The following is a 14,780-nucleotide window of genomic DNA, read 5'->3' as shown; positions in this document are numbered from 1 at the left end:
TGACGGCCGATCAGGCTGGCACGGATCAGAAGCTCCAACCCATTCATGGCGCTGGGTATGCATCGATTGCCGTTTTGATTGAAACGGCAACAGCCCCATACCCCATCCAATGATCACCAACTTCCCGAGGCACCACCCCCGCCAAAACTGCCCCCGCCGCCCGAGCTGGATGAACTCGAGGAACTCGACGACGAGCTCGAACTGGACGAGCTGGAGCTCGACCGGCTGCTGCCCCAGCCCGAGTCCTCGAAACGCCTGCGCCGCGTCGTGCCGCCCACAGACGTCACGTCCTGCCCCGACCCGATGGCGCGGAAGAACGCCACCGCACCCCAGCAGCACACGCCCACGGGCACGGCCAGCACCAGGCCGATCAGGAACAGCACCGGGCTCCACACGCTCCAGGCCACCAGCGCCGACAGCAGCCCATTGGCCAGCAGAAAGCTCACCAGCTTGCGCGCCCCCGACCACTGCCGTGGCCCGAACGCGAACCACAGCAGGCCGGCCCAGCTGCCCACCGACATGGACACCGACATCGCGATCAGGGCGCGCTGCTTCCAGTCCGCCCAGCCCAAGGCCTGCTGCGCCGGCGCCGGCAAGGCCTCGCCCCGCGCCAGCTGCCCCAGCGCCTGCACCGCCTGCAACAGGCCGCCGCCGTAGTCGCCGCGCTTGAAGGCCGGCGCCATCACCTCGTTGATCAATCGGCCGGCCTGGATGTCGGTCACCGCGCCTTCCAGCGCCTTGGCCACCTCGATGCGCATGCGCCGGTCGTCCTTGGCCACTACCACCAGCAGGCCGTCGCCCACGTCGGCGCGCCCCAGCTTCCAGGTGTTGGCCACGCGGTTGCTGTAGGCAAAGATGTCTTCGGGCGCTGTGCTGGCGACCAGGAGCACGGCCAGCTGGGTGCCGGTGTCCTGCTCCAGCCGCGCGATGCTGGCCGCGATGGCCTGCGCCTCGTCGGCCGCCAGCGTGCCGGTCTGGTCGATGACGCGCGAACTCAGCGCCGGCACGGGCTGCACAGCCAGCGCCGGCAGCGCCACACCGGCCCACAGGCCGGCCAGTGCCAGCCACAGCGGCAGGCGCAGCACCCCACGGAACAGCCCGCTGAACCGCCTTCTCAACAACACGGCACACACGCCTGATGCGCGCCAAAGCGAGAACAGCACACCCGGGGTATGCATCGCCTGCCGATAGAGCATGATCGCCAACTTCCTCATACCCCATCAAAACATCGCATAGGCGATGAGGATGGCCGCGACGATGCCCACCCCATCGGCCAGCAGCGCACAGGGCAAGGCATGGCGCGTGTCCTTCACGCCCACGCTGCCGAAGTACAGCGCCAGCACGTAGAAGGTGGTTTCGGACGAGCCCTGGATGATGGCGGCCAGCTTGGCCGGGAACGACGCCACGCCATAGGTGGCGAACACGTCGACCATGAGGCCGCGCGCGCCCGACCCCGACAGGATCTTCATCAGCCCCACCGGCAGCGCGGGCAGAAAGGCCGTGTCCAGCCCCAGCGCGCGCACCCCGACCGCGATGGCGTCCAGCACCACGTCCATGCAGCCCGCGGCGCGGAACACGCCGATCGCCACCAGCATGGCCACCAGGTAGGGGATGATCTGCACGGCCACGCCAAAGCCCTCTTTGGCGCCCTCCACAAAGGCCTCGTAGCAGTTCTCGCGCCGGATCAGCCCGGCGGCCAAAAACAGCGCCACCACGCCCATCACCACCACCGCCCCCACGGTGCCGACCACGCGCGCCGCGACCTCGGGGGGCAGCTGCGACAGGCCCCAGAGCGCCGTGCCGACGAACGCCGCCAGGCCCAGCACGAAGGCCGCGAAGCGCGGCCGCCAGATCGGCAGCTTCTGCACCCAGGCCACCGCCAGCAGCGCGGTGAGCAGACCGATTGCGGTCACCATCAGCGTCGGCAGGAAGATGTCGGCCGCGTTGAACTGCGTCAGCCCCTGCTTGGCTGCCATGGTCTGCCGCATGGCGATGACCGCGGTGGGGATCAGCGTCAGCCCGGCCGTGTTCAGCACGATGAACATGATCTGCGCATCGCTCGCACGCGCGGGCACGGCGTTCAGCGTCTGCAGCTCGCGCATGGCCTTGAGGCCCAGCGGCGTGGCCGCGTTGTCCAGCCCCAGCAGGTTGGCCGAGACGTTCATCATCACCGCACCCTGCGCGGCATGGCCACGCGGCACCGACGGAAACAGCAGCGAGAACAGCGGGTTGACCAGGCGCGCGAACGCGTCGATGACGCCGGCCTGCTCGCCCACCCGCATGATGCCCAGCCACAGCGCCATCACGCCGACCAGGCCCAGCGAGATCTCGAAGCCGGTCTTGGCCGAATCGAACATCGCGCCCATCAGCGCCGGGAACACCGCCGCATCGCCCTGCAGCAGCCGCACCAGCGCCGTGAGGATGGCGACGAGGAAAAAACCGACCCAGATGAGGTTGAGCACCATGCGGCGATTGTGGCGCAGCGCCTCGGCGCACCCGCGCCGGGTGTTGCACAGCGGCGTGTGCCCGGCGCACCGCCCCCCCATACACCGCCCAGCACCATGACCTGCCTTCGCGCCTTGACGCGCCCGTCGCCCTGCCGCGCTCGTGGCACTTGGTACTTCGCACTTGCGCCTCTGCCAGCGGACCCCCGCGGCGCTGCACCACCCGACCCAGCTTGGCGGTGGGCGCCGGGCACGACCGACGACGCACGGGCCAGCAGGCCAGCCGGCCCCCACCCACCGCATCGCGCATCGACGCGCCCGCGCGGCTCATCGCCCCGGCGGCCCGTGGAACACCTTGACCGGGTCGCCTCGCGCCACCTGGCCGTGCAGCCGGGCGCGGGCCTCGCGGGCCTGGTCCAGCAGCGACGCCTGGCGTTGCGCCAGCTTGATGGCCAGCAGTTCCCGAGCCAGCCGCTTGTTGGCGTGCTGGCTGCGCTCGGTACCCACCTTCACGGACAAGCCGCTGGCGACGTGCGTGGCGTGCACGGCCGAGTCCGTGGTGTTGACGTGCTGGCCACCCGCGCCCGAGGCCTTGCAAGCCTGAAAGCGGATCTCGCCTTCGGTGGGCACGGCCTCGGGCAGCGCACAGCGCTGCACCGCCACGAACCAGTTCTTGCGCCGGTGGTGGGGGCGAAACGGGCTGGCGAAGGTCCACTGGATGGTCCCCAACCAGGGCGTCACCCACGGCAGCGCCGCCTCGTGCGCACTGCGCAGCAGGGCCGACTGGCAGCCAGCCGGTGTGTCCACGCACGCCAGCACGTCGAACGCGATGCCGGCCCCGGCGGCCTCGCGCAACAGCGCGCGCAGCGTGAGCTGCGCCGCACGCTCGCACTCCGCCGGGCCGTGCGCGGCCGTGATCTGGATCAGCAGCATGGCAGCCCTCCACGCGGCGTCTTGCCTGACACCTGGCCCGACGCGTGGTTCGATGCCTTGCCCGGGCGTCCGCGTCCGTCGCGCGGCCGGCGGCCGGCCTCGTCTTCGGCGTCGGGCTGATCCAGCGCGCCCTTTTTGTAGGTCAGCAGCGGTCTCAGCCGGGCCACGGGCACCACCAGCCCGGCCTCGATCAGCGTGGCGACCACGGCGTCCACGTCCTTGTAGGCCTGGGGCGCTTCTTCGTAGACCAGCGCCTTGTCGGCACAGACCACGGCGCTGCCAAACCGCGTTTGCAGCAGCTCGGTGAGCGAGAAGCGGGGCTTGAGCCGTCCCCGGCAATCGGCTCGGGCCCATTTGCGGCCGGCGCCATGCGCCAGCGAATCCAGCGCCTCGTGGCGGCCCGCCACCGGCCGCAGCACATGGCTGTGGTCGCCGCGCGAACCGGGAATGACCACCAGGCCCTGGTCGGCCGGCGTGGCGCCCTTGCGGTGCAGAAAGCCCGCCTCGCCACCCCAGACATGCGGCAGCACGTGGTTGTGCGACAGCGCCAGCACGGGCCGCAGGTCTGTGCGCAGCGCCTGCGCCATGCGCTGGGCGATGTGGGCGCGGTTCAGCTCGGCAAAGGCCAGCGCCGCATCGTGCTGCGCCAGGTACTGCCGCGCTGCCTCGTCGCCGGCCGCCAGACCGCCGTGGTTGTAGCCGTCGATGTGGGCGCGCAAGATGGCGCTGCCCAGGCCACGCGAGCCGCTGTGCACCAGCAGGTGCACGCGCTTGGCGTCCACCACGCCGGGCTCGTGCACCTGATCGACCACCTGCAACTCGGCAAAGTGGTTGCCGCCGCCGATGGTGCCCAGGCTGGCGACCAGCTCGTCGGCCGTGAACAGCTCCGCACGCTGGGCGATGTCGTGCAACGCCGCGCGCGCTTCGGGCGAGACGGCGTGGTCGGGCAAGCGGCCATCGATGCAGCCCAGCGCCTGCGCCAGCCGGGATGCCGAGGTCTTGTGGGGCCTCAGCTCGGTCTCGTACAGCGCCATGCCGCAGCCGATGTCGCCACCGACCAGGGCCGGGTACAGCCGGCCGACCGAAAAGAAGGCGGCGCCCACCGGGTAGCCGCGCCCGGGGTGCAGGTCAGGCAGGCCGACGGCGGCCCGCATGCCCGCGAGGCCAGCGGTGGTGTGCAGTTGTTGAAGGGCCGCGTCCTCCATCCAGACGCGGTCGTTGGCGAACACCCGAACGCGGGTGTCCAACAGGGAATGGCCCATGGTTCTAGCCTTGTGAATCAAAACAGGGAAATGCGTGTGCACGCAGTCGGCTGTTCGATCAGACCGCTCCAGGTTGCCGTGGAACACGGGCGCGCATGCCGGCGCGTCAAGCACCCCACAGGGGCTTGACGGCGTGATTCCGGCAGCGTGTCAGCGGAGGATTCAGGCGAACACGACTGCAAAGGAACGGGTCGATGTCGACATGGGGTTCTCCTTTGCGGTGGGCCAGGGCGGCCCGGTGGGAGGCATCGCAGCAGGGCCGTTCGGAACAGGCCTTGCACCGGCCAACGGGCCGGGATGCGAGAAGGATGGCGAGTGTATGGCCGCCCCGTGCCCGGCACAACTGCGGCGTCGCGCGGAACCCACACCGCCTGGACGGCGCGGGTGGTGCTCTCGGCGGGCGCGGGGGTTGCGCCGCGCTGCGCCCAGATCGGGCACGTGCACCCCGCCCGGCCGACGTGCGCAGGCCGGGTGTCACCCCGGGCTGGCCCTTTGCCAGGCGATATTTCAAGGCCGCCTAGACGCAGTACCCACTCATTATCGATTACTCATCATCGATCATGAGCACATACTCATCACCAACACGGCCAACACCTGAACGCTCCGAGGTCAGCCGTGCCTGCCCGTTACGCGAGCCGCTTGCCTGGCCGCTGAGGGTGTGCAAGCGGTGCCCATCGCCACCACCGAGCCAGCCCTGGCCGCCGAAGCGTTTGCCGGAGGGTGGGCATGGACCCGACACCCCTGAGACCGGACCGGCCAGCCCTAAGCCCCCCAGCCCTCAGCCGTACATCACATCCGAACGCAGCACGTACTTGTGGCCACGCGTCACGGCCTGGCCTTCGTGCCAGGTGTCGTGCACGAAGAGCAGCGCATCCCCCGTGCGCGGCACCACCGCAAAGTCGCGGAAGTCGGTGGCGCCGCCCTCGAAATCGTCGTTCAGGTACACGAGCAGGGTGAGCTGGCTGACCCGGCCATCCTCGCGCCAGGGGCCGTCCTTGTGCATCTTGAAGCGCTGCCCCGGGGCATAGGCGTAAAAGCGCAGGTCGCGCGGTAGGCCCACGGGGTGCTGCCCCTGCAGCGTGGGCAAGGGCCAGGTCTGCAGCAGCTGCCACAGGCGGGCCACCCAGTCGGGCGCGGGCAGCTGGGCCCGCTGGTTGTTGCGCACCTGGGGCATGGCCCGGGTGCCCGCCTCGGCCCGCACCTGGGCCGCCTCGAAGCCGTGGGCCTGCGCCAGCGCCATCAGGGCAGCGCAGTCGGTGGCCGTCAGGGCGCCGGGCACCTGAAACACGCGGTCGGTGAGGGCTTGCCAGCCGGCCATGGACGCTCCCTGCAAAGTGGACAGGCGATCACTGTGCCACGGCCGGAGAGGCGCTTGTGCGGCGGAACGCGATGAGCTGCCAACCACAGCGGGCGCCAACGATGCGGGGCGGGCACATCACCGGGTTGACAGGGGCCGAAGGCAACCAAAGCCCGAAGGCAGGGTGGCCGATCTCGTGCCCCCACGCCAAGGCGCAGGACAAGGCACACGTCATGGCACATGGCATGAACCCGGTGAACAGGCCCCGGACCGCTGCGCCGGCGGCCTGGCGACCATGGGCTGCATCCAAGGCAGTCAGGCGCATCTTCGCCGCAGATCATCAGCAGTATGAAGCCACTGCCGATTTCAAATCAACGACAATTGCACCATACTGCCCATCATGCCGTTTGAACCGCCGTGCGCACGCGGGCCACGCTGCACAGGCCGGCGACGATGCTGGCGCACAGCCCCACCCACAGCGCGATGTGCGGCCCTACGCCTTGCGCGGGTGGCCAGGTGGCAAAGATCTGCGCCACGACCACCGCCCCCAGCGTCATGCCGGTCAGGCGTGCGGTGCCCAGCATGCCGCTGGCCGCGCCGGCGCGGTGCGGCGGCGGCGAGGTGACGATGGTGTGGTTGTTCGGCGACTGGAACAGGCCAAAGCCCGCGCCGGCCAGGGCCAGGCGCCAGGCGATGTCCCAGTCGCCCGGGTGCGCCGGCAGCAGCGCCAGCGCCAGCATGCCCAGCGCCATCAGCGTCATGCCGATGCCGCCCAGCAGGCCGCTGTGCACGCGGCCGATGAGCCGGCCCGCCAGTGGCGCCATGACGACGATGGCCGCCGGCCAGGCCGTGAGCAGGATGCCGGCCTGGAACGGCGTCTTGCCGAACCCGTCCTGCAACAGAAAGGGCATGGACACCGTGGCCAGCGACATGGCCGCGAAGGCGCTGACCGAGGCGCCCATGGAGAGCGCGAAGATGGGCATGCGCATCAGGTCGACCGGGAACAGCGGCGTGCTCAGGCGCGCCTGGCGCCGCATGTAGAACACGCCCACGACCACGGCGGCGGCCATCATGGCCAGGCCCAGGGTGCGCCAGTCGGCCTCGCCGCTGGTGCCGCGCATGGCGAGCAGGTCGGCGCCGACGAACAGCAGCACGAACATCAGCACGTTGAAGACCACGTCGCGCTTGTGCATGGCCTCGGCCGGCCGGCGGTGCGGGTTGAGCGGCAGCACCCGGCGGCCCAGCACCAGCACGGTGACCGCCAGCGGGATGCTGATGAAGAACAGCCAGCGCCACGAGGCCACGCCCAGCACCAGGGCGGCGATCGTCGGCCCCGCGACCGAGGACATGGCCACCACCATGGAGTTGAGCGCGATGCCGCGACCGATGCGGTCGGGCGGGTAGATGAGCCGGATCAACGCGGTGTTCACGCTCATCATGGCGCCGCCGCCCACGCCCTGCAGCGCGCGTGCGAAGACCAGCATGGCCAGGTTCTGTGAAAAGGCCGCCAGCACGGCACCCGCGACGAACACCACGGTGCCGCCCAGGTAGACCTGGCGGTAGCCCAGGCGGTCGCCCAGGTTGGCAAACGGCAGCAGGCAGACCAGGGTGGCCAGCTGGTAGGCGTTGACGGCCCAGATGGAGTGCGCGGCCGTGGCGTTCATCTGCCGGGCGATGCTGGGCAGCGCCAGGTTGAGCAGCGTGGAGTCGACCACCACCACGCCCAGGCCCAGCAGGACCACCAGCATGGCCAGGGTGCGGCGCCGGCTCTGTTCGGCGGCGCTCGCGGGCTCGGCGCCGGCCACGGGGTCTGGGGCCCGGCTGGCGGCCGGGTTCACGGAGGCCGGCAGGGGCGCATCAGCCATGGCGGGCCTCCGTCATGCGCCAGGTCCTGGCAAGGGTGGGGGTGAGCATGCGGCCGATTGTGGCCCCTGGCGCCGACGCCGCGCGGGCACCAAGGCGTCAGCATGCCTCGGGGGGCTCGACGCCCGTGTTAACCAGGAACTCGGGCCGCCGCCGGGGGCTTTGGCTCCGGCGCCCCGCCTGGTCATGGGGACGGGCGCTGTCTGCTGTGATGGGGCCCGCAGCCAGCGATGCGGGTGGGCTGCGTTATCGGCGGGGCATCCCAAGGCCCCGGCGTGGCGTCAAGGCGGGCCAGGTGACCGGGTGACCGGGTGACCAGGCCAGGGCAGCCGTTCCGGCGGACAGGTCCTGCGGTGAAAGCTGTTCGTGCCGCGCGGTGCGCGACGCCGGGTTGGCTGGCCCTCATCCCAGCCTGGCGTTATGCGAACCACATCACATACAGTATGCAGCCATTGCCGTCACTCAATCAACGGAGGCGCACCCATACTACCCAATTCATGAAACAGACCCGGTCACCAGACCACGAACGCCACCACCACGGCCGCGAGCAGGCCAAACTTGGTCAGCTTGTAGACCGTGGGGTTCCAGGCCTTGAACCGGCGGCGGTACTGGCCGGCGTAGAACGACACCTTGAACAGCTTGCTGATGATGCCCGTGGGGTCGCCGGCGTTGTTGGGCGAGCTGGCGGCGGCCACCAGGTGCTCGCCCAGCCAGTGGTTCACGGCCTGCGACAGGCGGCCCTTCATGGGCCGCTCCACGTCGCAGAACAGCACGATGCGGTTGCCCTCGCTGCGGTTTTCGGCCCAGTGCATGTAGGTCTCGTCGAAGATCACGCCCTCACCCTCGCGCCAGCTGTAGGGCTGGCCATCGACCTCGATCAGGCAGCGGTCGTCGTTGGGCGCCAGCACGGCCAGGTGGTAGCGCAGCGAGCCGGCGTAGGGGTCGCGGTGCAGGTTGAGCTTGGCGCCGGGCGGCAGCTCGGCAAACATGGCGGCCTTGACGCTGGGGATGGACTTCACCAGCGCCGTGGTCTTGGGGCAGAGCTCCATGGCCGACGGGTGGGCATCGCCATACCACTTCAGGTAGAAGCGCTTCCAGCCGCTCTTGAAGAAGGAGTTGAAGCCGGCGTCGTCGTTGTTGGCGGCGGCCTTGATCTGCATGTTCTTTTGCAGGTGGATGGCTTCTTCGCGAATTTCGCGCCAGTTGGCCTGCAGCGGCGCCAGCTCGGGAAAGGTGCTGGTCGGCAGGTAAGGCGTGCGCGGCACCTTCGAGAACGCCAACATGAACACGTTGATGGGCGCCATGAAGGTGGAGTGGTCGAACAGCTGGCGCAGCAGCTTGTGGCGCACCTTGCCGCGCAGGTGCATGACCATGCCGCAGGCCAGAAACACGGCCACCACGGCCAACACGATCATCTTCACCATGAACCACCTCAGACGCGGCGCGGCCGCAGGCGCGCGACGGATTCGCGCCCCGCGGCGCCCGCGCCGTTGGAACGTTCGCCATGGTAGCGCCGGCCCATTCACCCCGCGGCGGGCGCCCACAGCGGCGCTCAGTATGATGAATTCGCACTCGCCCTGCTGGGGGTGCGCCTTTGGCGCGCCGGGGGCAGGCGGCGGGCCGGTGGCCCCCTGGCCCTGCCCCGCCGTGCCCGATTGCCCCACGACTGATCCCACGACCGGACCGCCATGCACGCCATCGACCGCCTCAACCACCTCTACCCCATCCGCTACACCGTGTTCGGCCTGGCCGTGGCCGGCACGGCGCTGTCGCTGATCACGCTGCTCACGGCCGGTGCCGGCTTCTGGGTGTTCGTGGTGTGCGCCGCGCTCACGGTGCTGGGCGTGTACGACCTGCGCATGGCGGACAAGCCGGTGCTGCGCAACTACCCCATCGTGGGCCACCTGCGCTTCCTGCTCGAGGCGATCCGGCCGCAGATCCGCCAGTACTTCATCGAGGGCGAGAACGACGCCGTGCCCTTCTCGCATGCGCAGCGCCAGCTGGTCGCCGCGCGCGCCAGCAGCGGCATGGGCAACCGCCCGTTCGGCACCACGCAGGACGTGGGCGCCGAAGGCTACGAGTGGATCAACCACTCGCTGATGCCCACGCAGCTGCCCTCGCACGACTTCCGCGTGCTCGTGGGCGCGGCGGTGCCGGGCCGCACGGCCCGCGCTGACGACTGCACCCAGCCCTACGCCGTCAGCGTGTTCAACGTGTCGGCCATGAGCTTTGGCGCGCTGTCGGCCAACGCCATCCTGGCGCTCAACGCCGGGGCCAAGCGCGGCGGCTTCGCGCACGACACGGGCGAGGGCTCGATCTCGGCCCACCACCGCGTGCACGGCGGCGACCTGATCTGGGAAATCGGCTCGGGCTATTTCGGCTGCCGCAACGACGACGGCACCTTCAGCGAGGCGCGCTTCGTCGAGAACGCCAACAGCGCACAGGTCAAGATGATCGAGCTCAAGCTGAGCCAGGGCGCCAAGCCGGGCCACGGCGGCGTGCTGCCGGCCGCCAAGGTGTCGCCCGAGATCGCCGCCGCGCGCGGTGTGCCCGTGGGCGTGGAATGCGTGTCGCCGTCTTCGCACTCGGCCTTCCGCACGCCGCGCGAGATGATGGCCTTCATCGCCCGCCTGCGCCAGCTCTCGGGCGGCAAGCCCGTGGGCTTCAAGCTGTGCGTGGGCCACCCCTGGGAATGGTTCGGGCTGGTCAAGGCCATGCTGGAGACCGACATCACGCCCGACTTCATCGTCGTCGACGGCGGCGAAGGCGGCACGGGCGCGGCGCCGCTCGAGTTCTGCGACCACGTGGGCACGCCACTGCAGGAAGGCCTGCTGCTGGTGCACAACACGCTGGTGGGCGTGAACCTGCGCCACCGCGTCAAACTGGGCTGCTCGGGCAAGATCATCAGCGCCTTCGACATCGCCCAGGCCATGGCGCTGGGCGCCGACTGGTGCAATTCGGCACGCGGCTTCATGTTCGCGCTGGGCTGCATCCAGTCGCAGAACTGCCACAACGACACCTGCCCCACCGGCGTGGCCACGCAGGACCCGCTGCGGCAGAAGGCGCTGGTCGTCACCGACAAGGCCGAGGCCGTGCACAACTTCCACCGCCACACGCTGGAGGCGTTCAAGGACCTGATCCAAGCCGCCGGCCTGAACCACCCGAGCGAGATGACAGCCGACCACATCGTGCGCCGCCTGGGCGAAAACGACGTGCGCCTGCTCTCCAGTCTGGTGCCGCAGGTGCCCACCGGCAGCATCCTGCAGGGCGGCTCCACGGGCGTGCCGGTGCTGGACAATTATTGGCAACGCGCCAGCGCCGACACCTTCGCGCTGGCCCCGAGCAGACGGCGCTGGTGAACCAGCGGCCCGTCATCCCGATTCATGCGGTGTGACGCCTCGCTCACTCACCCATTCGACAGTATCCACTGCTTGCCGTTGGCTTGAAAACGACAGGCAACCCATACCCCATGTCCTCATCACCCGAGTCCGGGGACGCCCTGGCGTTCCTGAACCACACGCTGCCGCTGCAGGCCAGCAACGTCGCGCGTCACCGCCTGCCCGATGGGCGCTTCGTCTGGCTGAAAAAGGCCAACGCGCCGCACAGCATCTGGCGCTACCGCATCCAGGGCTTGCTGACCCGCAGCCTGGGCCTGGACGCCCTGGCGCCCGTGCCCAACCGGGGCGGCACGCAGGCCATTGCGCACGAAGCCGGTCGCCTGCGCGAGCTGACCGCCCTGGGCCTGCCCGTGCCCGAGCTGCTGGCGCACAGCCCGTCCGGCCTGCTGATGACCGACCTGACCGAGGGCCGCGAGCCCGCCAGCAGCCTGGGCGATGAGCTGGCCCTGCTGGCGCCCCGGGGCGCCGACGCGCTGCTGCCCGCCTGGCGGGACGGCCTGCAGGCCATTGCCGGGTTTCACGCCCGGGGCACCTGCCTGAGCCAGGCCTTCGCCCGCAACATGGTGCGCCGGCCCGACGGCGGCATCGGCTGCCTGGACTTCGAAGACCGGCCGCAGGACGTGCTGCCCCTGCCCCAGTGCCAGGCCCGCGACTGGCTGAGCTACCTGCACGCCACCGCCCAGCTGCTGCGCGAAGCCCAGGCCCTGGCCCCCGCCGGCCAGATGATGGCCGACCAACTGCAGCAGGCAGACCCCGGCACGCGCCAGGCCATGGCCGACATCGCACAGCGCACGCACTGGTTGCAAGGCCTGCCGCAAGGCCGACGCTGGGGCCGCGACGTGCAGCGGCTGAGCGCCCTGGCGCAACTGCTGCAGGCCCTGCGCTGACGGGGGCCCAGGCGCGGCTGGCCGCAGTCCGCAGCCATGCATGTGGCGCGCGCAGGGTGCACGCCGGTGCAAGCTGCGCTGTCCGCTATGTTCCCGCATGGCGGGCGGCTTCGGCCCGTTTCGGATCGCCTTGTTCTACGTTCCGTCTGCCCGCGGGCCATGCCTGCACGATCACACCGCAATCCCGGGGAAGACCCCGCCCTGCGGTGCCCTGCCAGCCATCCATGCCACGCATCCGTGCCGCACGCTGGCCGCGCGGGACCGCTCGCTAGAATCCCGCCCAGCGGAGTCCCCGAGGCTGTTTCGCGGGCCCGCGCACCGCCCCACCATGCAGATCAATGACCTCCAGGCCCACGTGCGGGCCAAACACGCCGCCATTGCCACCGCCGTGCAACGCGTGATCGCCAGCGGCTGGCTGATCCTGGGGCCGGAGGTGCGCGCTTTCGAGGCCGCCTTTGCCGGCTACGTGGGCGTGGCGCATGCCGTGGGCGTGGCCAACGGCACGGACGCCATCGAGCTGGCCTTGCGCGCGCTGGGCGTGCAGGCCGGTGACACGGTCGCCACGGCGGCGAACGCCAGCCTGTATGCAGCCACGGCCATGGCGCCCCTGGGCGCGCAACCGCTGTTCCTCGACGTGGACCCGGCCAGCCACACCGTGCCCCTGGCCGAGGTGGAGCGCGCCGTGGCCGAGGGCGCGCGCGCCGTGGTCATCACCCACCTGTACGGCCGGGCGGCCCCCGACATCGAGGCCATCGCCCGCCTGTGCGCGGCGCAGGGCGTGCGCCTGCTCGAAGACTGCGCCCAGGCCCATGGCGCGCGCCTGCATGGCCGCTGCGTCGGCAGCTTTGGCGACGCGGCGAGCTTCAGCTTCTACCCCACCAAGAACCTGGGCGCGCTGGGCGACGGCGGCGCCGTGGTCACGCCCCATGCCGACGTGGCCGAGGCCGTCACGCGGCTGCGCCAGTACGGCTGGACGAGCAAGTACACCGTGAGCCTGGCCGGGGCGCGCAACAGCCGCCTTGACGAGCTGCAGGCCGCCGTGCTCTCGGCCCTGCTGCCCGGGCTGGACGCCGACAACGCACGCCGGCGCGACGTGGCCCGCCGCTACGGCGCCGGCATCACCCACCCCGCCGTGACGGCGCCGGGCGGGCACGGCGAGGACGATGTGGCCCACCTGTACGTCGTGCGCTGCCAGCACGCCGAGGCGCGCGACAGCCTGCGCGAGCACCTGCGCCAGCAGGGCATCGCCAGCGACGTGCACTACCCCGTGCCCGACCACCGGCAACCGGTGTTCGGCACGCGCTTCGCCGCCTTGCAACTGCCCCACACCGAGCGCCTGTGCACCCAGGTGCTGACGCTGCCGTGCTACCCCGAGATGACGGCGGACCAGGTGCAGGCCGTGATCGATGCCGTCAATGCCTGGCCGCAGCCCCATTGAGTGCGCCAAAATTTACACCTTTGCTGTAACAAGGCATGACCCCGTGAACCCCCTCGAACCCGCTGTGCATGCCACCCTCGCGCCCTCCGCCGTGGTGGACCCGGGCGCGCAGCTCGGCGTCGGCGTGCGCATCGCCGCCCACGCCTGCGTGGAGCGCGGCGCCGTGCTGGGCCCGCACTGCAGCGTGGGCGCCGGCGCCTACCTGGCGCACGGCGTGGTGCTGGGGGCGCAGGTGCTGGTGGGCCCCCACGTCACCTTCGCCCCCGAAGCCACCCAGGACCAGGCCCCGGCCGCCGGACCGGCCACGACGCGCGTCGAGGACGGGGCCCAGCTCGGCGCTGGCGCCACGCTGCTCGCGGGCCTGACCGTGGGCCGCGGCGCCCGCGTGTGCGCCGGCGCGGTGGTCACCCAGTCGGTGCCGCCCTATGCGGTGGTGGCCGGCTCACCGGCGCGCATCGTGGGCTATGTGGACAGCCAGGGCCAGCGTGCCGCAGCGCCGCAGGCGGCCACCCAGCACGACGCGGTGGTGCCCGTCGGCGTGGGCGCGGTCACGCTGCACCGCATGAAATGCGTGCGCGACATGCGCGGCGACCTGTCGGTCGGCGAATTCCCGGCCGACATCCCGTTTGCGCCGCAGCGTTACTTCCTGGTCTTCAACGTGCCCAGCGAAGAAACGCGTGGCGAGCACGCCCACCGCGAGTGCCACCAGTTCCTCCTCTGCGTGAGCGGCAGCTGCGCCGTGGTGGTGGACGACGGCCAGACGCGGCGCGAGATCCTGCTCGACTCGCCCGACCTGGGCCTGTACCTGCCGCCCATGACCTGGGGCATCCAGTACAAGTACTCGGCCCAGGCCTGCCTGCTGGTGTTCGCGTCGCACCCTTACGACGCGGGCGACTACATCCGCGAATACGCCGCGTTCATCGACGCCAAGCAAAGCCGCTGATTCGCGGCACGCGAACCGGGCCTGGAACGCCATGCGCTGGGCGCCTGCCCACGAGGATCTGCAGTCGCCCGGCACTGCGGCAACGCTTTCATGCAGCATGGCTCGCCATCCAACAGCAGTATTGCGCCGCAGCCGATTCATTGGCATCGGACATCGCCCCATACTACCTACTCACCGAGTCCACGGCGCAGCACACGCCGGCCACACCGTGGCCACGGCCTGGCCGATCCCGCTGCATCGTGGCGAACACCCGCGGACCGGGACATGAACAGGCCAGATCCCGCAGGCCAAGACCTCCGCCGCACCGCGCCCGCA

The 14,780-nt window shown here is 70.6% G+C and carries 11 protein-coding genes; 4 read left to right on the top strand and 7 right to left on the bottom strand.

The window, feature by feature from the left end:
* Positions 1-113: 113 nt before the first annotated feature.
* From CCO03_RS02225 to CCO03_RS02190, 7 genes are all read right to left on the bottom strand, one after another.
* A complete protein-coding gene (locus CCO03_RS02225) occupies positions 114-1,124 on the bottom strand; it encodes a TPM domain-containing protein (protein ID WP_157667449.1) in 1,011 nt (336 codons plus the stop codon).
* 96 nt (positions 1,125-1,220) lie between these two features.
* The gene (locus CCO03_RS02220; protein WP_087276688.1) at positions 1,221-2,465 is read right to left on the bottom strand and encodes a nucleoside recognition domain-containing protein; all 1,245 of its coding nucleotides are present in this window, start codon (positions 2,463-2,465) and stop codon (positions 1,221-1,223) included.
* Between the two features lie 306 nt (positions 2,466-2,771).
* Entirely contained in the window at positions 2,772-3,377 is a 606-nt protein-coding gene (prfH, locus tag CCO03_RS02215; RefSeq protein ID WP_087276686.1) for a peptide chain release factor H, read from the bottom strand.
* Positions 3,368-4,639, bottom strand: a complete 1,272-nt coding sequence (locus CCO03_RS02210; RefSeq protein ID WP_087276682.1) for an RNA ligase RtcB family protein — start codon at positions 4,637-4,639, stop codon at positions 3,368-3,370. The genes prfH and CCO03_RS02210 overlap by 10 nt, the downstream gene beginning before the upstream one ends.
* A gap of 778 nt (positions 4,640-5,417) precedes the next feature.
* Entirely contained in the window at positions 5,418-5,957 is a 540-nt protein-coding gene (locus CCO03_RS02205) for a prolyl hydroxylase family protein (RefSeq protein ID WP_236903997.1), read from the bottom strand.
* Between the two features lie 377 nt (positions 5,958-6,334).
* Positions 6,335-7,801 carry an MFS transporter gene (locus CCO03_RS02195; protein WP_087276676.1) on the bottom strand — a complete coding sequence of 489 codons (1,467 nt, stop codon included), beginning with the start codon at positions 7,799-7,801 and terminating at the stop codon, positions 6,335-6,337.
* Between the two features lie 510 nt (positions 7,802-8,311).
* Positions 8,312-9,214 carry an aspartyl/asparaginyl beta-hydroxylase domain-containing protein gene (locus tag CCO03_RS02190; RefSeq protein ID WP_205690390.1) on the bottom strand — a complete coding sequence of 301 codons (903 nt, stop codon included), beginning with the start codon at positions 9,212-9,214 and terminating at the stop codon, positions 8,312-8,314.
* A 273-nt stretch (positions 9,215-9,487) separates the two neighbouring features.
* Between CCO03_RS02190 and CCO03_RS02185 the strand changes: the two genes are divergently transcribed.
* From CCO03_RS02185 to CCO03_RS02170, 4 genes are all read left to right on the top strand, one after another.
* Positions 9,488-11,158, top strand: a complete 1,671-nt coding sequence (locus CCO03_RS02185) for an FMN-binding glutamate synthase family protein (RefSeq protein WP_087276670.1) — start codon at positions 9,488-9,490, stop codon at positions 11,156-11,158.
* Positions 11,159-11,268: 110 nt separating this feature from the next.
* Positions 11,269-12,084 (top strand): BUD32 family EKC/KEOPS complex subunit, encoded by an 816-nt coding sequence (locus CCO03_RS02180; protein ID WP_087276667.1) that lies wholly within the window; start codon positions 11,269-11,271, stop codon positions 12,082-12,084.
* 328 nt (positions 12,085-12,412) lie between these two features.
* Positions 12,413-13,522 (top strand): DegT/DnrJ/EryC1/StrS family aminotransferase, encoded by a 1,110-nt coding sequence (locus CCO03_RS02175; RefSeq protein ID WP_087276664.1) that lies wholly within the window; start codon positions 12,413-12,415, stop codon positions 13,520-13,522.
* Positions 13,523-13,565: 43 nt separating this feature from the next.
* Positions 13,566-14,465, top strand: coding sequence for a WxcM-like domain-containing protein (locus CCO03_RS02170; protein WP_236903995.1), 900 nt, complete (start codon positions 13,566-13,568; stop codon positions 14,463-14,465).
* Positions 14,466-14,780 lie beyond the last annotated feature (315 nt).

It is taken from the genome of Comamonas serinivorans, from assembly GCF_002158865.1.
Lineage (GTDB): Bacteria > Pseudomonadota > Gammaproteobacteria > Burkholderiales > Burkholderiaceae_C > Comamonas_E > Comamonas_E serinivorans.
This window is presented reverse-complemented; position numbering and strand designations above follow the sequence as displayed.

What these genes read in the sequence shown, in the direction of transcription:
- CCO03_RS02185 (WP_087276670.1), top strand. Translation starts at nt 9,488, where the DNA reads ATGCACGCCATCGACCGCCTCAACCACCTCTACCCCATCCGCTACACC.
- CCO03_RS02210 (WP_087276682.1), bottom strand. Translation starts at nt 4,639, where the DNA reads ATGGGCCATTCCCTGTTGGACACCCGCGTTCGGGTGTTCGCCAACGAC.
- prfH (WP_087276686.1), bottom strand. Translation starts at nt 3,377, where the DNA reads ATGCTGCTGATCCAGATCACGGCCGCGCACGGCCCGGCGGAGTGCGAG.
- CCO03_RS02205 (WP_236903997.1), bottom strand. Translation starts at nt 5,957, where the DNA reads ATGGCCGGCTGGCAAGCCCTCACCGACCGCGTGTTTCAGGTGCCCGGC.
- CCO03_RS02175 (WP_087276664.1), top strand. Translation starts at nt 12,413, where the DNA reads ATGCAGATCAATGACCTCCAGGCCCACGTGCGGGCCAAACACGCCGCC.
- CCO03_RS02220 (WP_087276688.1), bottom strand. Translation starts at nt 2,465, where the DNA reads ATGGTGCTCAACCTCATCTGGGTCGGTTTTTTCCTCGTCGCCATCCTC.
- CCO03_RS02180 (WP_087276667.1), top strand. Translation starts at nt 11,269, where the DNA reads ATGTCCTCATCACCCGAGTCCGGGGACGCCCTGGCGTTCCTGAACCAC.
- CCO03_RS02195 (WP_087276676.1), bottom strand. Translation starts at nt 7,801, where the DNA reads ATGGCTGATGCGCCCCTGCCGGCCTCCGTGAACCCGGCCGCCAGCCGG.
- CCO03_RS02190 (WP_205690390.1), bottom strand. Translation starts at nt 9,214, where the DNA reads ATGATCGTGTTGGCCGTGGTGGCCGTGTTTCTGGCCTGCGGCATGGTC.